Annotated in this window: 15 protein-coding genes and 1 pseudogene; 5 read left to right on the top strand and 11 right to left on the bottom strand. The window is 70.3% G+C overall.

Features of this window, described 5'->3' with window-relative positions; genetic code table 11:
• Nucleotides 1-4 precede the first annotated feature (4 nt).
• Both era and IE142_RS01930 read right to left on the bottom strand, forming a co-directional pair.
• On the bottom strand, nt 5-958 hold the full coding sequence (gene era / locus IE142_RS01935) for a GTPase Era (RefSeq protein WP_043377132.1): 954 nt from the start codon (nt 956-958) through the stop codon (nt 5-7).
• A gap of 154 nt (nt 959-1112) precedes the next feature.
• On the bottom strand, nt 1113-4280 hold the full coding sequence (locus tag IE142_RS01930) for a DNRLRE domain-containing protein (RefSeq protein WP_229830120.1): 3168 nt from the start codon (nt 4278-4280) through the stop codon (nt 1113-1115).
• A 521-nt stretch (nt 4281-4801) separates the two neighbouring features.
• Here IE142_RS01930 and IE142_RS01925 point away from each other — a divergent pair.
• Both IE142_RS01925 and IE142_RS01920 read left to right on the top strand, forming a co-directional pair.
• Complete coding sequence (locus tag IE142_RS01925) at nt 4802-12619, top strand: ricin-type beta-trefoil lectin domain protein (protein WP_229830119.1); 7818 nt, start codon at nt 4802-4804, stop codon at nt 12617-12619.
• Nucleotides 12620-12700: 81 nt separating this feature from the next.
• Complete coding sequence (locus tag IE142_RS01920; protein WP_191884082.1) at nt 12701-13264, top strand: hypothetical protein; 564 nt, start codon at nt 12701-12703, stop codon at nt 13262-13264.
• A 56-nt stretch (nt 13265-13320) separates the two neighbouring features.
• Here IE142_RS01920 and IE142_RS01915 read toward each other — a convergent pair whose 3' ends face one another.
• The 8 genes and pseudogenes from IE142_RS01915 to IE142_RS01880 all read right to left on the bottom strand — a co-directional run bounded on the left by IE142_RS01915 (nt 13321) and on the right by IE142_RS01880 (nt 19290).
• Nucleotides 13321-13674: a cytidine deaminase-like protein gene (locus tag IE142_RS01915; RefSeq protein ID WP_191884081.1), complete on the bottom strand. Its 354-nt coding sequence runs from the start codon at nt 13672-13674 to the stop codon at nt 13321-13323.
• Nucleotides 13675-13711: 37 nt separating this feature from the next.
• Nucleotides 13712-14083, bottom strand: coding sequence for an MmcQ/YjbR family DNA-binding protein (locus IE142_RS01910; protein ID WP_191884080.1), 372 nt, complete (start codon nt 14081-14083; stop codon nt 13712-13714).
• Entirely contained in the window at nt 14080-15384 is a 1305-nt protein-coding gene (locus IE142_RS01905; protein ID WP_043373109.1) for a hemolysin family protein, read from the bottom strand. The genes IE142_RS01910 and IE142_RS01905 overlap by 4 nt, the downstream gene beginning before the upstream one ends.
• A complete protein-coding gene (gene ybeY, locus IE142_RS01900) occupies nt 15381-15878 on the bottom strand; it encodes an rRNA maturation RNase YbeY (RefSeq protein WP_100046511.1) in 498 nt (165 codons plus the stop codon). Before ybeY ends, IE142_RS01905 begins: the two co-directional genes overlap by 4 nt.
• A gap of 12 nt (nt 15879-15890) precedes the next feature.
• Nucleotides 15891-16970 carry a PhoH family protein gene (locus IE142_RS01895; RefSeq protein ID WP_071528735.1) on the bottom strand — a complete coding sequence of 360 codons (1080 nt, stop codon included), beginning with the start codon at nt 16968-16970 and terminating at the stop codon, nt 15891-15893.
• Nucleotides 16971-17091: 121 nt separating this feature from the next.
• Nucleotides 17092-17850 (bottom strand): annotated as a pseudogene (locus tag IE142_RS01890) (family 1 glycosylhydrolase); the annotation flags it as partial.
• Between the two features lie 81 nt (nt 17851-17931).
• Nucleotides 17932-18198 (bottom strand): protealysin inhibitor emfourin, encoded by a 267-nt coding sequence (locus tag IE142_RS01885; protein ID WP_043373117.1) that lies wholly within the window; start codon nt 18196-18198, stop codon nt 17932-17934.
• Between the two features lie 21 nt (nt 18199-18219).
• Nucleotides 18220-19290, bottom strand: coding sequence for a M4 family metallopeptidase (locus tag IE142_RS01880; RefSeq protein WP_191884079.1), 1071 nt, complete (start codon nt 19288-19290; stop codon nt 18220-18222).
• 335 nt (nt 19291-19625) lie between these two features.
• On the opposite strand from IE142_RS01880, the gene leuA reads away from it, so the two are divergent.
• Nucleotides 19626-21347 (top strand): 2-isopropylmalate synthase, encoded by a 1722-nt coding sequence (leuA, locus tag IE142_RS01875; protein WP_191884078.1) that lies wholly within the window; start codon nt 19626-19628, stop codon nt 21345-21347.
• Between the two features lie 184 nt (nt 21348-21531).
• A complete protein-coding gene (locus IE142_RS01870; protein WP_191884077.1) occupies nt 21532-22227 on the top strand; it encodes a TerB family tellurite resistance protein in 696 nt (231 codons plus the stop codon).
• A 39-nt stretch (nt 22228-22266) separates the two neighbouring features.
• Here IE142_RS01870 and IE142_RS01865 read toward each other — a convergent pair whose 3' ends face one another.
• Nucleotides 22267-22806, bottom strand: a complete 540-nt coding sequence (locus tag IE142_RS01865) for a GNAT family N-acetyltransferase (protein WP_191884076.1) — start codon at nt 22804-22806, stop codon at nt 22267-22269.
• A 277-nt stretch (nt 22807-23083) separates the two neighbouring features.
• Here IE142_RS01865 and IE142_RS01860 point away from each other — a divergent pair, with 277 nt between their 5' ends.
• Entirely contained in the window at nt 23084-23836 is a 753-nt protein-coding gene (locus tag IE142_RS01860; protein WP_191884425.1) for an SCO2525 family SAM-dependent methyltransferase, read from the top strand.
• The last annotated feature ends 51 nt before the right edge of the window (nt 23837-23887 follow it).

Raw genomic sequence — 23887 nt, 5'->3', positions numbered from 1 at the left:
AGCCTCAGAACCCGAGCCGCCGCAGCTGCTTCGGGTCGCGCTGCCAGTCCTTGGCGACCTTCACGTGCAGGTCCAGGAAGACCGGAGTACCGAGCAGCGCCTCGATCTGCTTGCGGGACTTGATGCCGACGTCCTTCAGGCGCTTGCCCTTGGGGCCGATGATGATGCCCTTCTGGCTGGGCCGCTCGATGAAAACGTTGGCGTGGATGTCCAGGAGCGGCTTGTCGGCGGGACGGTCCTCGCGCGGGAGCATCTCCTCCACGACCACCGCGATGGAGTGCGGCAGCTCGTCCCGTACGCCCTCCAGCGCGGCCTCCCGGATCAACTCGGCGACCATCACCTGCTCGGGCTCGTCGGTCAAGTCGCCCTCGGGGTAGAGCGCGGGGCCCTCGGGCAGCAGCGGGGTCAGCAGGTCGGCGAGCAGGTCCACCTGCTTGTTCCCGGTGGCCGACACCGGGACGATCTCCGCCCACGTGATCCCCAGCTCCTGGCCGAGCTGATCGACGGCGATCAGCTGCTCGGCCAGCGTCTTGCCGTCCACCAGGTCCGTCTTCGTGACGATCGCGACCTTCGGCGTCTTCTTGATCCCGGCGAGCTCCTTGGCGATGAAGCGGTCACCGGGGCCCAGCTTCTCGTCGGCCGGCAGGCAGAAGCCGATGACGTCCACCTCGGCCCACGTCGTGCGCACGACGTCGTTGAGCCGCTCGCCCAGCAGCGTGCGCGGCTTGTGCAGCCCCGGGGTGTCCACCAGGATCAGCTGCGCGTCCTCGCGGTGCACGATGCCCCGCACGGTGTGCCGGGTGGTCTGCGGACGGTTCGAGGTGATCGCCACCTTCTGCCCGACCAGAGCGTTCGTGAGGGTGGACTTGCCCGCGTTGGGGCGGCCCACGAAGCAGGCGAAGCCGGCCCGGTGAACAGCCTCGGCCGGTTCTTCGGATGACTGGGTACGAACGCTCATGGCGCCCATTGTCCCTGATCCCCGGAGCCGCGCCGTACCACCCGCCGTACTGCCCCGGGCGACCGGACGAGGGGGTGAGGAAACGACCGGACCCCGGCCACCCCGCGTGTGAGGGGGGAGGCCGGGGCCCGGAGGTGCCACCGGGGCCGGGAGGTCAGCCGAGGGCCTTCACCTTGCTCCAGTCCGCCGACAGGACGTTCTTCACGGCGGGGTTCGTGTTGGTCCTGGAGGGGTGGTAGATCCGCATCTGGCCGTCGCTGCCGTAGCGGGCCCAGATGTCGGGGATGCCGTCGCCGCTGACGTCGGGGATGCCGAGGGCCGTCGACACGTTGGCCTCGGTCCAGGACGTGCCGTAGGACACGTCGCCGTTGAGCGAGCCGGCGGCCAGCTTGAGCGAGACCAGGTCGACGCTGCCCTTGACCGGACCGGGCTTGCCGTGCCGGACGTACATGTTGCCGTTGTCCAGGTTGCGCCACAGCAGGTCGGGCGTGCTGTCGCCGTTGATGTCGGCGACGTTGACGATGTCGCGGCGGGCCCAGGCGTTGCTGTTCATCAGCGTGGCCTCGCGGAAGGAGGCACCGCTGTAGCCGGACAGGGCCCAGAACTCGGCTCCGGCGCGCAGGACCAGGTCCGGGTGCTTGTCGCCGGTGATGTCGCCGACGGCCTTGATCTGCGTCCAGGTGGCAGGCGCCGGGGTGCCCGACGGCAGCCGGACCTCCAGTCGCTCGCCGACGTCGAAGCTGCCGTAGCCGTCACCGGGGTAGAGCCAGAAGCGGCCGTCCGGGGTGACCGCGAACAGGTCGGTGGCACCGTCGCCGGGGTAGGCGTCCTGGTAGTGGGTGATCAGCGCGGCCTTGCCGGTGCTCGGGTCGTACCAGTGGTCGGCCGGGTGCAGCTTCTTGTCCGGTGTGTACGCAGCTCCGAGACAGCTGTACAGCTCGCCCTCGGGGGCCCCGACGCAGTTGAACAGGTTGCCGCTCTCGTTGACGATCAGCAGGTCGGGGAGGCCGTCGCCTCCCGTGTCACCGGGGCCGTCGGCCGTGTCTCGCGGCGGGACGTAGAAGTTGTAGTCGGAGCGGACGCTCTTGTTGCCGTGCGTGTCGTAGGCGTGGACGCCCAGCCAGTTGGGGCCGGCGTGGGGAGGCTTGAGGGCCGTGACGGTGGCGACGCCGTCGGCGTCGGCCGTCACGTACGTCCAGTTCTGTCCGTCGATGGCGTACTGGAACTTGGTCGCGCCCGCGGAGGTGAAGGTCACCGAGCCGGTCGCCCCGAACTTGACGTTCGCCCAGGTCTGGCCGTCGGACGTGGCCTGTGGGAAGTCCACGCTCTCGATCTCGGGCTGCGGCGGAGCGGTGGCGTCGACGGTGAGCCGGCAGGGTTCGGTGCCCGGCGGGAAGTACGTGGAGACCGCGTCCGAGGTGTCCAGGGAGCGCACGTCCCACGAGTAGGTGGTCTTGTCGGTCAGCGGCAGGGTGGCGGGTATGACCACCCGGGCGGTGCCGACGGAGTCCGGCTTCGCGGTGTAGGTGACCGGAGTCCCGCCGGTCTTCCAGAAGCGGAACTGCAGCGACTCCAGGTTGCCGTCCGGGTCCTTGGCGTTCGCCGACAGGGTGATGTTGGTCTTGCCGATGGTCACGCCCGCGCCCGGACCCGGGGAGCAGGTCCCGCCCGGGGACGACTTGCCGCCGGTCGGCTCGCTCGGCTTGCGGTTGTAGACGACCGTCAGCGTCGCCGACGTCGCCCGGAACTTGCGCCAGGTCTGGGTGTCGGACTCGCTGGTGGCCCGCATCCCGAAGGTGATGTTCGACCAGCCGCTGTCGGCGCCCTGCTGGGCCGCCGCGTCCACCTCGAACGACTCGTACTCGTCGGGGCAGGAGCTGGAGGACCAGCCGTGCGCGAAGGAGTTCTTGTCGAGCGACTTGTTCCAGCCCGGCTGCTTGTTCCACGTGGTGCCGGACGAGATCGACCCGGTCAGCCAGAACTGGAACTCGCGCTTGGTGCAGGACCAGGAGTGGTTGTTCAGCACCTTGAACTTCGCGTCGGTGACCGTCGCCCCCTTCAGGGAGCTGCTGAACCTCATGCGCCAGAACGACCGCGCCGTGCCGTTCGTGTCGTCCTCGTGGCCGACCCGGGCGTCCGAGGTCCCGGAACTGAAGTTGGTCCCGTTCCAGAAGCTGCTGTTCGGGTACGGCTTGTACGCCACCGTCCACGCCTGCCAGGGACCGTTGAGAGTCGGGTCGACGAACACGGGGTAGCGGGTGTCCGCGTCGGTGAGCAGGTCGGTCCCGCCCAGACCGAGGTCCATCCGGGCCGACTTCGTCCGGTCCCCCGCCAGCCGCACCGGCAGCTGCGTCTGCCGCGCCCCGGGCTCGATACCGCTCAACCCGGACAGCTTCAGTACGTCGGCGGAGGTGGCCACGGAGGTGCGGGTTGCGCCTTCGGGCGACTCGGGGTCCCGGCCGCTTGAGTCCCAGGCGAACGGTGTCGGGACGGAGCCGATCTCCTTGCCGTCCGCGTCGAGCACCAGCACCCGGCCGCCGTCCGCGGCGTACTGGAAGACGGCCGTGCGGGAGCGCAGTCCGTAGGAGACCTTCGTCAGCGCCTCGCTGCGCGCCGCCTCGCGGTCCTTGACGATGAGCAGCTGGGCGAATCCGCCCTCCTCGCGCGCCACCAGGAGCAGGTCGACGCCGGGCAGGACCTCCGGATACAGGGCCCGGGGGCCGTCCAGCACCGGCTCGGGCAGCTCGCCCGGCCAGGTGTAGGCGACGGTGTGGCCGTCGATGTCCAGCTCGGCCAGCACGGTCTCCGGCGCGGCGGGTCCGTCGGCCAGCGGCAGCCGCGTGTAGGAGCGGTCGGCGCGGTCCTTCCCGCCGGGGGTGCCGCTGGCGAACCGAACCGGCATCGCGGGGTTGACCGGGCGGACGCCGAGGGTGTCACCGGCCTTCCCGGTCCGCCGCAGCCGGTTGTCGATCGGCGCCCACGCCCCCTCGGCGTTCTTCGCCCGCTGGGGCAGCGCGGTCATCTCGGTGCGCATCCTGCCGTCGGGCAGCGCCCAGGTCCGCGAGGTGGCGGTGGTCGCCGTGTCGACGGGCACCTGCTTGCGGGTGCGCCGGGCCTCGGACGCGGCGGCGGCCTCGTCGCGGGGGCCGGTCGCCGCCGGCTTGGCGTCCGCGGGCCGGTTCGCCCGTGGGGCCGGCGAGTCGTCGGGCAGCCACCACGGCAGGAGGGTGGCGGTCAGGGCGGCCAGGACGAGGCCGAGGGTGAGGGCCAGCCTGGTGCGCGTGCGCACGAGGGGGCTGAGGAAACGGGGCGGCGCGGACACGGCGGTGGTCACTCCCGTGTGGACCAGGCGGATGGGGGCAGCACGGACAGCCCCGGACGGCGGGCCGCGGGGCATGGGCGCGCACACGATCACATGATCCGCATGGGCCGTCCATATATGAAGAATTTATGAACTTGTGATGCCCTTGCTGTGACCGTGTGTGACCGTGTGTGACCGGAATTCGGATGTCGCATGTACGGCTTTTGATCACCTGTTGTGCGGCGATGAGTGCGGTTTTTCGTCATACGGCTGACCGGTCACGAGAAATGACGTTCTGATGCGGCATCAGGCGTGCCGCAGATCACAGGAGTCGCGTCACGGGTCGATCTGCCGATCTTGAAGCCTGTGGCGCTCATGACAGAAGGTGCGGGCACATTCGTTTGCCTGGGTGGGAGTCGACGCGCATGCGTGCTCATAGTCCGCTGTCCTGGCTGGGGCGTAGGCGCCCGGCCCTGACGGAGTCACAACGACGGCGTCGGCGGCACGGCCGCGTGGCGACCGTCCTCCTTTTGTCCTCGACGATGACGGTCACGACCCTCAGCGCGCAGGCATGGGCGGTACCGGGCCCCGGCATGAGCCGAGAAGCGGCGATCGACCTCCCCGACCTGCCCGAGAGCACCTCCCTCGACGGAGACGAGGAGGCGGAGAAGAACCTCACGACCGCCCCCGTCGTCCCCGTCGACCCGTACGCGCCGACCGCCGTGACGCCCTGGACGGAGAGCAGCGGCACCGCCACCCTGGCCGAGGACGCCCCCGCCGGCACCACGGTCCCGGTCTCGGGCGGCCTGCCCGTCGCGATCGGTGTGCCGGAAGGAACCGACGCCGCCGACGTCGCGGGTGAGTGGAAGGTCGACCTGGCCGCGCCGTCCGCCTCCCAGGAAGCCGGCGTCTCCGGCCTGATCATGCAGGTCACCCCGCCGGCCACCGCGGACCCGGCCGCACAGGTCGCGCTCGCCGTCGACACCACCTCCTTCGCGGACCTTTACGGCCCGCAGGCCGCCGACCGCTTCGGCCTCGTGCTGCTGCCCGAGTGCGTGCTGACCTCCCCCGACAGCGGTGACTGCGCCGCCGAGGGCGGCGCGCAGACCATGTCGGGGAAGGCCGGTGACAGGGCCGAGCGGCTGCCCAGCACGGTCGAGGTGGTGCCGGCGAAGGAGGCACCCACCAAGGCGAAGAGCCCGCGCAACGTCACCACCCACAAGGTCCTGACCGGCTCCGTACCGGTCGCCGACCTGCTCGGCGGCGAAGCGACCGCCCGGCAGGTCCCGGAGACCGGCACGGAGCAGACCCCCGAGTCCGCCCCGAAGCCGTCCGGCGCCTCCGCCCGCACCGCCTCCGCCCGCACCGCCGCCCTCCAGGCCGTCGACGCCTCCGGCCCGCAGGTGATCGGCGCCATGGACACCGGCGCCTCGGCCGCCGGCGACTTCACCGCGACACCGCTGCTCACCTCGGGCGCCTGGTCCGCCGGAGCCTCCTCCGGCGCCTTCACCTACGGCTACGAGGTCCAGGTCCCCGAGACCGCCGGCGGCCTGATGCCGAAGATCGCGCTGGGCTACTCCTCGCAGACCGTGGACGGGCGCACCTCCGCCACCAACAACCAGGCCTCCTGGATCGGCGACGGATGGGACTACAACCCGGGCTCCATCACCCGCACCTACGCCAACTGCCGCCAGGACTCCAAGAAGACCGGATCGAACAACGCCACCCACCGCACCGCGGACCTGTGCTGGGGCTCCGACAACGCCACCCTGTCGCTCGGCGGCACGACCACCGAGCTGGTGTGGGACGAGGACCAGGGCAAGTGGATCACGGCCAACGGTGACGGCGCCGAGGTCGAGCGCATCGAGGACCCCGACACCGAGAACGGCGCCCGCAACGGCGAGTACTGGGTCGTCACCACCCGCGACGGCACCCGTTACCACTTCGGCAAGCACCGGCTCCCCGGCTGGGCCGACGGCAAGGCGGTCACCGACTCGGTGCTGACCGTCCCCGTCTACGGCAACCACCCGGGCGAGGACTGCTACAAGGCCGGCGACTGGGCCGGCTCCTGGTGCACGCAGGCCTGGCGCTGGAACCTCGACTACGTCGAGGACGTCCACGGCAACGCCATGTCCCTGTGGTGGAAGACCGAGCAGAACCACTACGCCCGCAACTTCAACTTCAAGGCCCCCGTCGTCTACGACCGCGGCGGCTACCTGTCCCGCATCGACTACGGCCAGCGCAAGGACAGCATCTTCTCGGCGCCCGCCCTGGCCCGCGTCAACTTCACCGTCGACGAGCGCTGCTTCTCCGAGGGCTCGCTGACCTGCTCCGAGGCGAACTTCACCGACAAGGACCCGGGCAAGTACCGCATCTGGTACGACACCCCTGCCGACCTGCGGTGCACGTCCGGCAAGACCTGCTGGAACGCGGGCCCCTCCTTCTGGAGCCGCAAGCGCCTCACCGAGATCCAGACCTCCGCCCAGCGGCGCACCGACACCGACGCCCGCCAGGTCGTCGACCGGTACGCGCTCAAGCAGAGCTTCCCGGTCCTGAAGACCGGCCCGAACACCGCCCTGTGGCTGGAGTCGATCCAGCGCACCGGCTTCGCCCGCAACGGCTCCACCGACGACAGCGTCGAACTCAACGCGGTCCGCTTCGAGTCCAACGCGGACGACATGCCCAACCGGGTCATGCGCCCGAACGACCCGCGCCCCGGCTTCTCCCGCCTGCGCATCGCGCGCGTCATCAACGAGTACGGCGGCGAGACCGTCGTCACGTACAAGCCGGCCACGGGCGACTGCGCCACCGGCACCGGACTGCCCGGCAAGTCGGACACCGCCGCGCTGAAGTCCAACACCCGCCTGTGCTACCCGCAGTTCTGGAGCCCCGACCCCGAGGCGGAGGAGATCGACTGGTTCCACAAGTACGTCGTCGACTCCATCGAGGAACTCCCCAACGTCGACGGCTCCTTCGGCACCCGCACCGCCTACGCGTACGAGAACGCCGGCTGGAAGCTGTCCGAGTCGGAGTTCACCAAGAAGTCCACCCGCACCTACTCCCGATTCGCCGGGTTCGAGCAGACCACGGTCATCACGGGCACGGACGAGCCGAGCATCGGCAGCAAGAAGTCCAAGGCCGTCACCCGCTACTTCCGCGGCATGGGCGACACCGTCCCGGTGAAGGACATCACCGGTGCCGAGATAGCCAAGGACCGCGAACCCTTCGCCGGCCGCATCGCCGAGGAACTGACCTACACCAGCGCCTCCGACGCCGACACCGACTGGCTCTCGCGCAGCGTCACCGTCCCCGCCGCCACCGAACTGGGCCGGCGCGACCGCGACGACGGACTGAGCCCGCTGCGCGCCTGGCGCGTCACGGAGCCCAGGGAGATCGCGTACACCAAGTCCTCCGGCACCGGTGACGACGACCGCACCGAGCGGGTCGTCGAGACGAAGACGGAGTACGACTCGACGTACGGCCTGCCCACCCAGGTCGAGTCGCTCGGCGACACCGGCAAGGCGGGCGACGAGTCCTGCACCCGGTCCGAGTACCTCCACCACCCCGGCAAGAACCTCATCGGCCTCACCAAGCAGGTCCTGGTCTCACCCACCACCTGCGCGAACGCCGACTTCTCCGACCTGTCCACCCTCACCGGCGCCACCCGCACCGCCTACGACGGCACCGGCTACGGCACCGCCCTCGCCGCCGGCACCCGGGGCCTGGCCACCCAGACCTGGTCGCTGAACGGCGCCGGCACCGGCTTCCAGACCAACGGCACCAGCCAGTTCGACGCCGTCGGCCGGGTCGTCAGGCAGACCGACCCGGACGGCAGGTCCGGCACGATCACCTACACCCCGGCCACCGGACAGGTCTTCGAGGTCACCGAGACCAACGCCGCCGGCCACACCCAGAAGCGGGTGCTGGAGCCGGGCCGCTCCACGACCCTGAGGACCACCGACGCCAACGGACACGTCAGCGAGGCCAAGTACGACCCGCTGGGCCGCCTCCTGGAGGCCTGGGGTCCGGGCCGCACCCCGTCCAGCTCGTCCGTCCCGGACTTCAGGGCCGTCTACACCGTCCCGAAGTACGACCCGGAGAACCCTGACCGCAAGCCCCCCTTCGTCACCAGCTACACCCGCGGCCACAACGACCGCGTGGAAGCCTCCGTCACCCTCTACGACGGCCTCGGCCGCGAGCGGCAGACGCAGGAGGAGGCGGACGGCGGCGGCCACCTGATCACCGACACCCTCTACAACAGCTCGGGCGAGATCTGGCAGACCAACAACGCCTACCTCACCCACGAGGCCGAGCCCGGCGAGCTGTTCACCCCGCTCGCCGACACCGCCGTCCCCAACATCACCCGCTACACCTACGACGGCCTCGGCCGGGTGGTGGAGGAGACACCCGTCCTCAAGGTCATGAACCCGGAGACCGAGGAGGCCACCTCCCAGCCGGTGCCGGCCAAGGCGACCCGCTACGAGTACGGCCAGGACTGGTCCAAGGTGATCAACCCGGCCGGCACCTCCTCCTACCGCGTCTACACCGACGCGCTCGGCCGCACCTCCCGCGTCGACACCTTCAACTCGGCGCCCAGCGGCTTCACGTCGATGCGGTACGCGTACGACAACCGCGGCCACCTCGTGAAGGCGACCAACTCCGCCGACCCCACGCACCCGTACACCTGGACGTACGACCACCGCGGCCGGCAGACCAGCGCCACAGACCCGGACACGGGCACCACGCGCACCACGTACGACCACCGCGACCGGACGCTGACCACCACCAACGCCCGCGGCGTCACCGTCTGGAACGGCTACGACGTCCTGTCCCGCCCGACCCAGCAGCGCCTGGACAACGCCACCGGCAAGCTGCTCGCCGACCTGGGCTACGACTCGGCCCCCGGCGGCAAGGGCATGCCGGCCACCGCCACCCGCTACACCGACGGCGAGGCCTACACCCAGCGCATCAACGGCTACACCAAGGACTACGAACCGACCTCGACGACGCTGACCCTGCCGCAGTCGCTGGCCGACACCTGGGGTCTGCAGACCAGCTACACCTACGGCTACACCTACAACGACACCGGCGCCCTCAAGGAAGCCACGCTGCCGGCCGTCGGCCGCTTCGACGCCGAGAAGCTCGTCGTCCGCTACAACAAGTACGGCAAGCCCCTCTCGGTCTCCGGCAAGGAGTGGTACGGCGCCGAGACGGTCTACGACTCCTACGGCCAGGTGCTGCGCTCGACGCTGGGCGCCCAGCCGTACCGGGTGTGGACGCAGAGCACGTACGACGAGTCCACCGGTGAGCTGAAGGACCAGTCGGTCTACCGCGAAGGGACCGGCGACCAGAGCGTGGTCTCCGGCCACCTCGTCTCCAACCGCTCCTACACCTACGACCCCTCCGGCAACGTCACCTCGATCCGCGAGCACTCGGACGGCATCGCCGAGCGCCAGTGCTTCGCCTACGACCCGCTCGGCCAGCTGAAGACGGCCTGGACCGCCAAGGACCAGACCGCCTGCGCCGGCCCGAAGAACGCCGACGGCACCCTTGACGTGGCCGCGGGCAAGGACGGCTCCGGCTACTGGCAGGAGTACGAGTACGACCTCGTCGGCAACCGCACCGAGCTGACCGAGAAGGACCTCACCGGCGCCACCGCAAAGGACGCCACGACCACCTACTCCTACGGCAAGGCCGACGGCACCCAGCCGCACACGCTGACCAGGGTGTCCAAGACCTACACCACGCCGCAGGGCGCCCAGGTCAAGGCCGAGGCGGAGCGCCTGTACGAGCTGACCGGCGAGACGAAGTCGGTCACCTCCGTCGAGAACGGCGACAAGCAGGAGCTGACCTGGACCTACGACGGCAAGATCGACCGCATCAAGGGCCAGGGCAGCGGCGGCAAGACCCCGTACGTGGGTCTGGCCGAGAAGTGCCTCGACCTGAAGGGCGGCACGGCGGCGGCGGGGCAGCCCGTCCAGCTGTACTCCTGCAACGCCTCGGTGGCGCAGAGTTGGCGCTTCGCCCCCACCGCGGCCCAGACCGACCCCGACCGGGGCGCCATGGTCATCCACGACGACTGGTGCGCGCAGCCCGCGGGCAACACGGCCGGCTCGGCCGTCCAGCTCCAGAAGTGCGACGGCTCGGCCGCGCAGGAACTCAAGCGCAACGCCTCCGGTCAGCTGACCCACATCGCGTCGGGCCTGTGCCTGGCGGTCAGGAACGCGGACTCGGCGAACTCGACCCCGATCGTGCTCGCCACCTGCGACGCGACCAAGGCCGAGCAGCAGTGGTCCGCGCAGAACGACACCCGCTACATCTACGGTCCCGACGGCTCCCAACTGCTGCGGATCAAGGACAAGCAGGCCACCCTGTACCTGGGCGAGGCCGAGGTCACCGTCCGCCCGGGCGGCGTCCTCGTCCACACCCAGCGCACCTACGCGGCCCCCGGCGGCGCGGTCATGCGCTACGCCAACGGCAACGGCGGGGAGGCCCTGGTCGCGCTGGCCGGCGACCACCAGGGCAGCACCTACGCGGAGGTCGCCCTCTACGGCGACATGGCGGTACGCATCCGCAAGCAGGACCCGTTCGGCAACCAGCGCGGCACCGACACGGTCGGCCACGACCTGCAGACCCACTCCGGGTTCCTGGGCGCCACCCGCGACGACTCCTCCGGCTACCAGCCGCTGGGCGCCCGGCTGTACGACCCGGTGGTCGGACGCTTCCTGTCCGCCGACCCGGTGCTGGACCTGAACGACCTGCTCCAGTCCAACGGCTATTCCTACGCGCACAACAACCCGGTGACGATGTCCGACCCGACGGGTCTGGCCATCTCCCTGACAGCCTCCGAACGGGCCGCGGCCCTCGCGGGAGCGGGGCTGTCGGCGGCACAGGTCTCGCAGGCGCAGGCCACCATGGGCAAGTCCCTGACCTCGGTGATCCTCGGCGCAGCGTGGAGCACGCTGAAGGACTTCATCGGCATCAGCGACGCCATGGCCTGCTTCGGCGGTGACATGTGGTCCTGCGCGGGCATGGTCCTCGGGGCGATCCCGTGGTTCAAGGCCGGCAAGATCCCGGGCGTCCTCAAGGCCATCGACCGCACCATCGACGCCATCCAGGCCTTCCGCAAGGCCAAGAAGGCGGCCGAGGCCGTGCTCAAGGCCGCGAAGGCGGCCGAGGCGGCGGCGCTGAAGGCCAAGAAGGCGGCGATCGAGAAGGCGAAGAAGGAAGCCGCGCAACGCGCCAAGAAGAAGGCGGCGGAACAGGCCAAGAGAACCGCCGACAAGGCCGCGGCCCAGGCCAAGAAGACCGGCAACGCGGTCCAGAAACGGGCCCAGGCCAAGGCCGCACCGAAGGTGTCGTCGGTCAGCAAGGCCTCCGGCGGCGGCAAGAAGGCGGCCTCCAAGCCGGGCGGCAACTCCGGCGGCTCCTCCCGCAGCAAGGGCGGCAGCAGCGGAAGCGGCGGCTCCGGCAAGGCGGACGGCGGCTCCTGCCCGATCAACAACAGCTTCGTGCCGGGCACCCACGTCCTGATGGCCGATGGCACCACCAAGCCGATCGAGCAGGTCAGGGCCGGCGACAAGGTCGTCGCCACCGATCCCGAGACCGGCGAACGCCGCATCGAGACGGTCACCGCCGAGATCAAGGGCGAGGGCCTGAAGCACCTGGTCAAGGTCACGATCGACACCGACGGCAAGACGGGCACGAAGACGGCCGAGGTCACCGCGACCGACGGCCACCCCTTCTGGGTCCCCGAGCTGGGCAAGTGGCTCGACGCCACCGACCTCAGCGCCGGCCAGTGGCTCCGGACCAGCGCGGGCACGCACGTCCAGATCACCGCGGTGGAGCGCTGGACGAGCCCCGGATCGACGGTCCACAACCTGACGGTCGGCAACGTCCACACGTACTTCGTGGTGGCGGGGGCGGCGCCGGTACTGGTCCACAACTGCGGTACCGGTGGGGCTGACCCCGACCACCTCCAGGACATGGTCGACGACATGACCGACCTGGCCGGGGGAGGCGCGGGCTGGCGCACCATGGGCGCGTTGCACGCGGACACCCCGAGTGGAGGGCTGGACCTCGTCGCGGTTGGTGCGCGCGCTGACCTCACGCAGCGCCAGTGGACGTCTCTCCCGTCGCTCGGCAGTGGCACCCTCGCCATCCGTGTTCCGCAGCCGGCGAGGACTGTCGCCAAGGACGATCTGTGGCACGCCGAGGTCAAGCTGTGGACGGAAGCGGCGGGTATTCTCCAGATCCAGCCGCGTCTGCTCGTGGTCAGCAGACCTATCTGCCCCGCGTGTCAGAACTTCCTGACAAGACGAGGCGCGAGCATCACCTCAGACACCACAGCACAGTGGTGAGCGACTGATGAGGGCTGTGGGGGGAGCGAAGACGATCGCTCCCCCCACAGCCGTAGTGACCGTCCGAGAAGGAGTAAGTACATGCAGGACACGGCCCGCGGCGTTGCCCTGGCCTTCAACGCCTCTGCGGTCCTGCGGATAGGGGGCGCGGTCTTCGCCGCCTGTCCGGACGAACGTCTCCGGTCCCTGTACTACCGGATGGACGCCGGGATGCGAGCCGTCTGGCGCCACCTGCGCGGCTCCGACATCCATCCCCGGGTCGTGGCCGAGGCCGAGGACGCGAATCGTGCATTGGGGGAGCAGTCCCGGGCGCTCGGTCTTCCCGAGGAATTCCTCCGGGGTCACCGCGACCTCGCCGCCACGGCGCTCGCCCATTTCGCGGGGCGGGAGGAGGCGTCACAGGAGGACATGTCCGCACGGGCCGTGGAGACGGCCGGCTTCCTGGAAGCCGGAGTGGGCAGCGCGCGGGGGGCGGTGGACTTCGAGCGCTCGTGCCAGGTGGCCGCCCAGTCGTTGCTCCAAGGCTGGGCCGATGACCCGCTGTCCACGATGAGGGAAGTACGTCGCGAGACCGGCGTGTGGGCCCTGGCCTACCAACGGTTCGTCACCCCGGTGCCCGGAGCCGAACCTGACATCGCGGACTGACCCGCTCCGGACAGCGGGCCGGTCCGACGGCCCGAGAGACAGGCATACGGCCTCGGTCAGCCCGCGCTGACCGCGCCTCGCACCGTCCCGTCAGGCGAAGCCACCAGCACCGGCGTCCCCGCACCCCCCAGGTCCCGTACCGCCGCCCGGTCCTCCTCCGACGCGGACTCAGCCTCCGTCACCACCGCCGCCGCCTCCAGCGACTTCGCGCCGGACGCCACCGCCATCGCCACCGCCGTGCGCAGGGCGCTGAGCTTCAGCGAGTCCAGGGCGACCGTGCCGGCGACGTACGTGCGGCCGGTCTCGTCGCGTACGGCGGCGCCCTCGGGGACGCCGTTGCGGGCCCGGGCGGAGCGGGCCAGGGTGACGATCTTGCGGTCCTCGGGGTCGAGGTCGGGAGTCTCGGTCATGAGGCGAGCATACGCAGCCGAGCCGGCCGCCCGGAGGTCAGGGACGGTCGAGGCGGAGCCGCTCCGCGCGCGGCAGTCCCGCGACCACCAGGTCGTACGAGTCCTCGACCAGCTCCCGGGCGAGACGGTCCGGGAGCGCGCCGTCCGGATCGCCGGCCAACGTCACCGTGTTCCAGTGCCGCTTGTTCATGTGCCAGCCGGGGACGATCAGCCCCGGGTGGTCACCGCGCAGCCGGATCGCGTCGTCCGGGTCGCACTTCAGGTTGACCGTGAGCGGGTCCCCGTCCAGGAAGGACAGCGCGAACATCTTCCCCAGCACCTTGAAGACCGAGATCTCCGGGCCGAAGGGGAAGTCCTCCACGGCGGCGTCGAAGGACAGGCAGAAGTCGCGCAGCTCCCCGGGGGTCATTCGGACGCGGCCTCCTCGGCGGGCCGCGCCGCGTCGACCGGCTCCACCAGCACCGTCACGATCTTGTTCCGGCGGCCCGCCGCGGCCTCCGCCGTCAGGCGCAGCTCACGCCCGTCGGGCAGCTCCACGATCGAGGAGGCGCCGGCGATCGGCACCCGGCCGAGCGCCTTGGCGAGCAGGCCGCCCACCGTCTCCACGTCCTCGTCGTCGAACTCCTCCAGGCCGTACAGCTCGCCCACGTCGCCGATGTCGAGGCGGGCGGTGACCCGGAAGCGGCCCTCGCCCAGCTCCTCGACCGGCGGGAGCTCCCGGTCGTACTCGTCGGTGATCTCGCCGACGATCTCCTCCAGGATGTCCTCGATGGTGACGATGCCGGCCGTGCCGCCGTACTCGTCGATGACGACGGCGACGTGGTTGCGTTCCTTCTGCATCTCGCGCAGCAGGTCACCGGCGTTCTTGGTGTCGGGCACGAAGGACGCGGGACGCATCGCCGTGGAGACCAGGTCGCTCTCCGCCTCCCGGCTGATGTGCGTCCGGCGGACCAGGTCCTTCAGGTACACGATGCCGACGACGTCGTCCTCGCTGTCCCCGGTGACCGGTATCCGCGAGAAGCCGGAGCGCAGGGCCAGGGTGAGCGCCTGGCGGATGGTCTTGTAGCGCTCGATGACGACGAGGTCGGTCCGCGGGACCATGACCTCACGCACCAGCGTGTCACCGAGCTCGAACACCGAGTGCACCATGCGGCGCTCCTCGGCCTCGATCAGGGACTCCTTCTCGGCGTAGTCCACCAGTGCCCGCAGCTCCGCCTCGGAGGCGAAGGGGCCGCGACGGAAGCCCTTGCCGGGCGTGAGCGCGTTGCCGATGAGGATCAGCAGCGACGGGATCGGACCCATGATCCGGTCCAGCGGCACCAGCACGTACGCCGCCGCCGTGGCCGTGTTCATCGGGTGCTGTCGGCCGATGGTGCGCGGTGACACCCCGACGGCGACGTACGAGACGAGCACCATCACCGCGATGGCGATCAGCAGGGCCTCGGTGGTGTTGGCGAACTCCTGCAGGCAGGCATAGGCGACCAGCGCGGCGGCGGCCATCTCGCAGGCGACGCGGACCAGCAGCGCCACGTTGAGATAGCGCGTCGGGTCCGCGGCGACCTTGGCGAGCTTCGCGCTGCCGCGCCGCCCGGACCGCACGGCCTCCTCCGCGCGGAAGCTGGAGACCCGGGCGAGTCCCGCCTCCGCGCACGCCGCGAGCCAGGCGATCACCACCAGGGCGACCGCACCGGCGACGAGGGGGAGGCTCATGAGACGGTCGGGGCCGGGGACGGGCCGGTCAGGCCCTTCTCCGCACGCCAGCCGTCCACGATGGCGGCCTGCAGCGAGAACATCTCAGCCTTCTCGTCCGGCTCCTCGTGGTCGTAGCCGAGCAGGTGAAGCACCCCGTGGACGGTCAGGAGCTGGAGCTCCTCGTCCATGGAGTGCTGCGTCGGCGCCTCGGCGCCCTGCTTGGCGGCGACCTCCGGGCAGAGCACGATGTCGCCGAGCAGCCCCTGCGGCGCCTCGTCCTCGTCCTTGCCCGGCGGACGCAGCTCGTCCATCGGGAAGGACATCACGTCCGTGGGGCCGGGCAGGTCCATCCACTGGATGTGGAGCTGCTCCATGGCGTCGGCGTCCACGACGATCACCGAGAGCTCGGAGAGCGGGTGGATGCGCATCCGCGCGAGCGCGTAGCGGGCGATGTCGAGGATCGCCTGCTCGTCGACCTCGGTTCCGGACTCGTTGTTGACGTCGATCGACATGGTGGTGCTGGTCTACTTCCCCTTGGCCTTGGCACCGCTTCTGGGTGTCCGGCCGCCGTTGTGGCCGCCGTTCTCGGTGCCGTTCCTGCTGTCGTACTGCTCGTAGGCGTCGACGATACGGCCCACGAGCCTGTGCCGGACGACGTCCTGCGACGACAGCCGGGAGAAGTGGACGTCCTCGACACCCTCGAGGATCTCCTGCACCTGCCGCAGACCCGACTTCGTGCCGCCGGGCAGGTCGACCTGCGTCACGTCACCCGTGATCACGATCTTCGAGTCGAAGCCGAGGCGGGTGAGGAACATCTTCATCTGCTCGGGGCTGGTGTTCTGGGCCTCGTCCAGGATGATGAACGCGTCGTTCAGCGTCCGGCCGCGCATGTACGCCAGCGGCGCGACCTCGATCGTCCCGGCCGCCATCAGCCGGGGGATCGAGTCCGGGTCGAGCATGTCGTGCAGCGCGTCGTACAGCGGGCGCAGGTACGGGTCGATCTTCTCGTAGAGCGTGCCCGGCAGGAAGCCGAGCCGCTCGCCGGCCTCGACCGCCGGGCGGGTCAGGATGATGCGGTTGACCTGCTTGGACTGCAGGGCCTGCACCGCCTTGGCCATCGCCAGGTAGGTCTTGCCGGTGCCCGCCGGACCGATGCCGAAGACGATCGTGTGCTTGTCGATCGCGTCGACGTACCGCTTCTGGTTCAGCGTCTTGGGGCGGATCGTGCGGCCGCGCGAGGACAGGATGTTCTGCGTGAGCACCTGGGCCGGGGTCTCCTGGCCGTCGCTCTCCCCGTTCTCGCTCGCCTTGAGCATGGCGATCGAGCGTTCCACTGCGTCCTCCGTCATCGGCTGCCCCGTGCGGAGCACCAGCATCATCTCGTCGAACACGCGCTGGACCAGGGCGACGTCATGGGTGTCGCCGACCGCGCTGATCTCGTTTCCCCGGACGTGGATGTCGGCCGCCGGGAAGGCCTTCTCGATCACGCGCAGGAGGGAGTCGCCGGATCCCAGCACGGTCACCATGGGGTGCTGGGCGGGGACGGTGATCTGTGCTCTGGCCTGCCCCTGCGCGGGGGTGTGAGCTGAGGGTGTCTGAGTCATGGGCCGGCGCTCGAGGCCTGCTCGTCCTCCTCTGCGGCGTGCGCCGCGTGACGGGTGTGTCTGCTGTCTCCAGCGTACGACTCCCCGCCGACAGCACCGAGACCTTTTATCGGACCGGTGTTCCCCGCATCAGCTCCTCGATGCCCTCCGGGTACCGCCCGCTCAGCACCGGGTCGGCGAACATCCGGTTCAGCAGGACGTCGCAGAGCTCCGTCGCCCCCCGGTCGGCCGCCGCCCCGGAGGCCGGACAGGCGGGCCCGTGCGAGTTGGCGATCCCGATGTCCGAGGCGCCGGACGCGCGCAGGGCGCGTACCGCCAGGCCGCGCGCGAGGAGCTGGTGGTGGGGCACCGGGAGGGCGTCGAACGGCAGCCGCTCGCCCGGTGCGTGCACGCCGAGCACGTGATCGAGCAGCGTGTGCTCGGCGGGCTCGTTCGGGGTGCTCCCCTTGCCGACGCGGTCGCCGAGCCGGTCCGCGACCCGGGACACGTACTCCGCGGACCGCGACGCCGTGTCCCGCTGCCGCCAGTCCAGCCCGGCCGACAGGCCCCAGTGGAGGAGCGTCGGCACCGGCCGCACGCCCGCCGCGCAGACCTCGTCGACCAGGCGGTCGTAGAAACCGAGGCCGCCGGGGGAGTCCGCCCGCGGCCAGGAGACCGAGAAGCGGTAGGCGTCCACGCCCAGCCCCGCCAGCAGCGCCACGTCCTCGCGGTAGCGGTGGTAGTGGTCGCAGGCCACCGCCGCCGTCGAGCCGTCCCTCACCCGTCCCGGAGCGGCGGTGAAGACGTCCCACACGGACGGCCCCCGCAGCTCGGCCGCCCCCTCGATCTGGTGGGCCGAGGTAGACACGCCCCACAGGAAGCCGTCCGGGAACCGTGGCATCGCGTTCGTGTCCGTCTCGGTCGCCGTGGGCGGATCCGTACCGCCGGTGAGGGAAGTCAACGCCCGTGCACGGCACCGGCGTCACGCACCCTCCTTCAGCACCCGCGAGATCAGCCTGCGCTGCTCCTCCGTCAGCCGTGGATCGGCGGCGTACACCGTCCTGCCGTCCACGGTGATCTGGTAGCTGAACCCGTCCGGCACCCCGATGGGCGGCGTGCCCCGCCCGTCGGCGACCGCCCGCTCGGCCAGGGTGTGCCACTCGGCCGCGTCGGGGCGTCCGGCGGTCTCGACCTCCGCGTGGCGCTCGATGCCCGCGAAGCCTCCTGTGCGCCTCACCTGAATCCGCATGGACCCGTGTCTAGTACGGAATCACAGCGTCCGCACCCCGACCCGTTCCCAGGCCTTGCGCACCGCCTCCAGCTCCTCCGCGTCCCCGTACCGCTCCCGGGCCGCCTTCACCGTGAGCGTCGCGAAGTCCGCGAACAGCGCGTCCTGGGCCAGCTCGCCGCCGGTCAGCACGTCATACCAGATCAGTCCCGCCCGCTCCCAGGCGTGCCCGCCGAGCGCGGTGGCGACGAGGTAGAAGGCGTGGTTGGGGATGCCGGAGTTGATGTGGACGCCGCCGTTGTCGCGGCCGGTGCGCACGAAGTCGTCCATCGTCGCGGGCTGCGGGTCCTTGCCCAGCACGTCGTCGTCGTACGCCGTGCCCGGCGCCTTCATGGAGCGCAGCGCCACTCCCGTCACGCGCGGGGCGAGCAGCCCGGCGCCGATCAGCCAGTCGGCCTCGGCCGCGGTCTGGCCGAGCGAGTACTGCTTGATGAGGGCGCCGAAGACGTCGGACACCGACTCGTTGAGGGCGCCCGGCTGGCCGTAGTAGGTCAGGTTGGCGGTGTGCTGGGTGACGCCGTGGGTCAGCTCGTGGCCGATGACGTCGAGGGGGATGGTGAAGTCGAGGAAGACTTCCCCGTCCCCGTCGCCGAAGACCATCTGCTCGCCGTTCCAGAAGGCGTTGTTGTACTCCCGGTCGTAGTGGACGGTCGCGTCCAACGGCAGTCCGGCGCCGTCGATGGAGTCGCGCCCGTACACCTTCAGGAAGTGCTCGAAGGTGGCGCCGAGACCGGCGTAGGCCCGGTTCACTGTGGCGTCCTTGCCGGGCTCGTCGCCCTCGCCGCGCACCTTCTTGCCCGGCAGGTCGGTGCCGTGCCGGGCGTCGAAGACCGTGCGCTGCGGCTTCTCGGGCCCGGCGCCGGCGCGCGGGGCGACGGAGGGGGCGCCGATGACCGTGGTGAGCTGCCGGTGGGTGCGCTCGAAGGCGTCGCGCTGGAGGGTCCGGCGGGCGGGCCCGGCGAGCACGGGGTCCTCGTGCTGGGCGAGCTTGTCGAGGACGTGGGGCGGCACGATGGTGCAGAAGACGGGCTGGAAGCCCCCGTATGTCATCATGTCCGGCACCATCGCACTGTGTGACGTCGCTGTCACCACCCGCAACCACGATTGGTGAAAACCGGCACCAAGGCGGCCCCGTGACCGGCGGGGAGTGGTATACGGCACTTTTTGTCCCGGTTATCCCTGCGGTCCCGCATACTGATACACACCCGCGTGACCGGCGTGACTCGGCTAAGGTGCTGGGCATCATGCGATTCGGGCTGCTTCTCCTTAGCTGCCGCGGCGAGGGCCTGTAAATAGGCCGACTCCCTCCCCGCGGTGCTGAGTGGTGCGCGTCGGCCGTCCTTCCGGACACGCGGACACCGCGGACATCACGAGGAGCCCACGCCACCATGGTCAACCGCCAGCAGCCCAGCCCCATGCCGACCGGCAAGTACCGCGGCTACGAGCAGGTCGACATCCCCGACCGCACCTGGCCGAACCAGCGCATCACCACCGCCCCCCGCTGGCTCTCCACCGACCTGCGCGACGGCAACCAGGCGCTGATCGACCCCATGTCGCCCGCCCGCAAGCGCGCGATGTTCGACCTGCTGGTCAAGATGGGCTACAAGGAGATCGAGGTCGGCTTCCCCGCCTCCGGTCAGACCGACTACGACTTCGTGCGCTCCATCATCGAGGAGCCCGGCGCCATCCCGGACGACGTCACCATCTCCGTACTGACCCAGGCCCGCGAGGACCTGATCGAGCGCACGGTGGAGTCCCTGAAGGGCGCCAAGCGGGCCACCGTCCACCTGTACAACGCCACCGCCCCCGTCTTCCGCCGGGTCGTCTTCCGCGGCTCGCGCGACGACATCAAGCAGATCGCGGTCGACGGCACCCGGCTGGTCATGGAGTACGCCGAGAAACTGCTGGGCCCGGAGACGGAGTTCGGCTACCAGTACAGCCCCGAGATCTTCACCGACACCGAGCTGGACTTCGCCCTGGAGGTCTGCGAGGCGGTGATGGACACCTACCAGCCCGGACCCGGCCGCGAGATCATCCTCAATCTGCCCGCCACGGTGGAGCGTTCCACGCCGTCCACGCACGCCGACCGCTTCGAGTGGATGGGCCGCAACCTCTCCCGCCGCGAGTACGTCTGCCTGTCCGTCCACCCGCACAACGACCGCGGCACGGCGGTCGCGGCGGCCGAACTGGCCGTCATGGCCGGCGCCGACCGCGTCGAGGGCTGCCTGTTCGGGCAGGGCGAGCGCACCGGCAACGTCGACCTGGTCACCCTGGGCATGAACCTGTTCTCCCAGGGCGTCGACCCGCAGATCGACTTCTCCGACATCGACGAGATCCGCCGTACGTGGGAGTACTGCAACCAGATGGAGGTCCACCCGCGCCACCCGTACGTGGGCGACCTGGTCTACACGTCCTTCTCCGGCTCCCACCAGGACGCCATCAAGAAGGGCTTCGACGCGATGGAGGCCGACGCGGCCGCCAAGGGCGTCACCGTCGACGACATCGAGTGGGCCGTCCCGTACCTGCCGATCGACCCGAAGGACGTCGGCCGCTCCTACGAGGCGGTCATCCGCGTCAACTCGCAGTCCGGCAAGGGCGGCATCGCCTACGTCCTGAAGAACGACCACAAGCTGGACCTGCCGCGCCGGATGCAGATCGAGTTCTCGAAGATCATCCAGGCCAAGACGGACGCCGAGGGCGGCGAGATCACCCCCACGGCCATCTGGGACGTCTTCCAGGACGAGTACCTGCCCAACCCGGACAACCCCTGGGGCCGCATCCAGGTCGCCAACGGCCAGACCACGACCGACCGCGACGGCGTCGACACCCTCACCGTCGAGGCCGCGGTCGACGGCCAGGAGACCACCCTGGTCGGCACCGGCAACGGCCCGATCTCGGCGTTCTTCCACGCCCTGCAGGGCATCGGCATCGACGTACGGCTGCTGGACTACCAGGAGCACACGATGAGCGAGGGCGCCTCCGCGCAGGCCGCCTCCTACATCGAGTGCGCCATCGGCGACAAGGTGCTGTGGGGCATCGGAATCGACGCGAACACCACACGCGCCTCGCTGAAGGCGGTCGTATCCGCCGTCAACCGTGCTACGCGCTGACCAGTCGAAACGGTGGTTCGAGGCCCCGCCCGCCGGAAAACGGCGGGCGGGGCCCCGTCGTATACCGGCCATTTCCGTGTGCAGGTCACGGAAAGGCCTCTTCCCGGGTACTGACTCCACGTCGGTGATGTGGCTAACATCACGCCAGCGCGACGATGCTGTCACGCGGTTACGGAGGTGCGACGTGCTGCCTGGACGGGGACGAAACGGCCGAGCTGCCCGGCTGCCACACATCCTGGGCACCCGCACCGCGTGGACACCCGTCGGCGACGGCGAGTTCTTCTGCCCCGGCTGCGGGGGCGACCGCAACTACCAGCGCCTGACCGGCCGCCGCCGCTTCACGCTCCTCGGCGTCCCCGTGCTGCCGCGCGGCGAGTCCGCCCCCGCCGTCGAGTGCGCCGCCTGCCGCCGCCACTACGGCACCGACGTCCTCGACCACCCCACCACCACCCGCTTCTCCGCCATGCTCCGCGACGCCGTCCACACCGTCGCCCTCGCGGTCCTCGCCGCGGGCGGCGCCTGCTCCCGCACGGCACTTCAGACGGCGGCCGTCGCGGTGCGCGCGGCCGGCTTCGAGGACTGCACCGAGGACCAGCTGAGCGCGCTGGTGGAGGCGCTGGAGGCGGACACCGGGCGGGTCCACGGTGAGCCCTGCGTGCCCGGTCTGGCCATAGAGCTGCACGAGGCGCTGGACCCGCTGGCCCCGCACCTCGCCGCCGTCGGCCGCGAATCGATCCTGCTCCAGGGTGCCCGCATCGCCCTCGCCGACGGCCCCTACACCCCCGCCGAACGCGACGCCCTGGCGACGATCGGCGCGGCCCTGACCATCTGCTCCGACGACGTGACCCGCCTCTTGGAGTCGGCGGGCACGCCCTCCTAGCCGGGCCTCCCCGCCCGGTCGCCCTCCCGGCCGGCGGCCCTAGTGGTCCAGGTCCAGCCGCATGATCTGCCGGTGCATGCCCGGGCCGAAGTAGTCCGGGCGCAGCCCGCCGTCGGGCTCCTCCGGGCGGAACCCGAGGTCGCGGTAGAGGAAGATGGCCGCGAGGTTGGCGGGCTCCACCGTCAGGCGCACCACCCGTATGCCGTCCCGGCGCAGCCGGTCCAGCACCTCGGTCATCAGCTCCCGTCCCAGCCCGTGACGCCGGCGGTCCTGCGTCACGCACAGGCCGAGTATCCAGCTGTCCGCGCCCAGCGCCCTCGTGGCCGCCAGCACGTAGCCGCGCAGCCGGCCCGTGCCGTCGTCCAGCACCAGGAAGTTCTGTTCGTACATGTCGAAGAGCTGGCGCAGCAGGAAGCCCGGATAGGCGACCTCCTGGAAGACCTCCTCGTCGAGCCGCCGCAGTTCGGGCAGGTCGGATTCCCGGGCCGTCCGCAGGACCAGTGGTTCGTCGGGATGGGGGGTGAGATGCGTGAGCTGGTCGCGGTGGTCGAGGGAACGTTCCAGTGGTTCGGCGGTCATGCAACCCCCCAGTCGGGACGCGCGAGGTCAACTCGACGGATGCGCTGTTCATTCGTCAGGAGTACCGGCCTTCGTGTGGCGGCCGGTGACTCCTTCTGGCTAGAGTGAGCGTCCAACTTCTCCCGTGCAAGGGCGAGTTAGGGTGTGCGACAGTGCGCCTGACGTGCGCCCGGCGGATGAGGGCTGGCGTGTTTCCGGCTGTCTCGACGTGTCCTGGTGGCCTACCGTGCACGGCACTGGGGCTTGTCCGGAACCGAAGGAACGCGGCAGGGTGACTATGGATCGCAACGCCGACGCACCGTGGTCGAAGTTCGATCCAGAGGTGTACGTCGACAACAACTACCGGACGCCGCTCGAAGTCGACCTGCTGATCGTCCGGTTGATGCGCGACTGGTTCAGCCGCTGCTTCACCGGAGCCACCCCCGGCACCGCCCGGGGCATCGACGTCGGAGCCGGCGCCAACCTCTATCCCGCGCTCTCCATGCTCCCCTGGTGCGAGAAGGTGCTGCTGCTGGAGTACGCGCGCCCGAACGTCGAGTACCTGGAGCGGCAGGTCTCCTCCGGCGGGTACGACACGGCCTGGGACGCGTTCTGGAACGAACTCCGCCACGCCCCCGCCTACGCCGCCGCCGATCCCAGGAGCCGGTTCGGCGAGATCGTCAGGGTGGAGCGCGGCAACCTGTTCGACCTGGAGAACGGAAGCCGCCGCTGGGACCTCGGGACGATGTTCTTCGTCGCCGACTCGATGTCCGAGTGCCCCGACGAGTTCCACCGGGGCGTGCGCTGCTTCATGAACGCGCTGGGCGAGGGCGCGCCGTTCGCCACCGCCTTCATGAAGGAATCGGTCGGCTACCGCGTCGGCGACCACGACTACCCGGCCTACCGGGTGAACGAGGACCAGGTCAGGGAGAGCCTGGAGCCGTTCACGGGAGAGCTGGAGATCCACGATCTGCACCACATGGTGCGGCCGGGACACGAGGGAATGATCCTCGCTCTGGGGCGGCGCAACGCGGTGGTTGCCGCCCCGTAGGAACGGGGACCATGCTGGAACACAGGGCAAGCGGATCTGTACGAGGGGTGC

It is taken from the genome of Streptomyces mutabilis (assembly GCF_014649815.1).
Classification (GTDB): domain Bacteria; phylum Actinomycetota; class Actinomycetes; order Streptomycetales; family Streptomycetaceae; genus Streptomyces; species Streptomyces mutabilis.
The sequence above is the reverse complement of the archived record's forward strand: the minus strand, read 5'-3'. Positions and strand labels throughout refer to the sequence as shown.

Coding starts and splice junctions, on each gene's coding strand:
- era (WP_043377132.1), bottom strand. CDS start 958: ATGAGCGTTCGTACCCAGTCATCCGAAGAACCGGCCGAGGCTGTTCAC.
- IE142_RS01915 (WP_191884081.1), bottom strand. CDS start 13,674: ATGACCGAGACTCCCGACCTCGACCCCGAGGACCGCAAGATCGTCACC.
- IE142_RS01860 (WP_191884425.1), top strand. CDS start 23,084: ATGGATCGCAACGCCGACGCACCGTGGTCGAAGTTCGATCCAGAGGTG.
- IE142_RS01910 (WP_191884080.1), bottom strand. CDS start 14,083: ATGACCCCCGGGGAGCTGCGCGACTTCTGCCTGTCCTTCGACGCCGCC.
- leuA (WP_191884078.1), top strand. CDS start 19,626: ATGGTCAACCGCCAGCAGCCCAGCCCCATGCCGACCGGCAAGTACCGC.
- IE142_RS01885 (WP_043373117.1), bottom strand. CDS start 18,198: ATGCGGATTCAGGTGAGGCGCACAGGAGGCTTCGCGGGCATCGAGCGC.
- IE142_RS01865 (WP_191884076.1), bottom strand. CDS start 22,806: ATGACCGCCGAACCACTGGAACGTTCCCTCGACCACCGCGACCAGCTC.
- ybeY (WP_100046511.1), bottom strand. CDS start 15,878: ATGTCGATCGACGTCAACAACGAGTCCGGAACCGAGGTCGACGAGCAG.
- IE142_RS01880 (WP_191884079.1), bottom strand. CDS start 19,290: ATGATGACATACGGGGGCTTCCAGCCCGTCTTCTGCACCATCGTGCCG.
- IE142_RS01905 (WP_043373109.1), bottom strand. CDS start 15,384: ATGAGCCTCCCCCTCGTCGCCGGTGCGGTCGCCCTGGTGGTGATCGCC.
- IE142_RS01925 (WP_229830119.1), top strand. CDS start 4,802: ATGACGGTCACGACCCTCAGCGCGCAGGCATGGGCGGTACCGGGCCCC.
- IE142_RS01920 (WP_191884082.1), top strand. CDS start 12,701: ATGCAGGACACGGCCCGCGGCGTTGCCCTGGCCTTCAACGCCTCTGCG.
- IE142_RS01895 (WP_071528735.1), bottom strand. CDS start 16,970: ATGACTCAGACACCCTCAGCTCACACCCCCGCGCAGGGGCAGGCCAGA.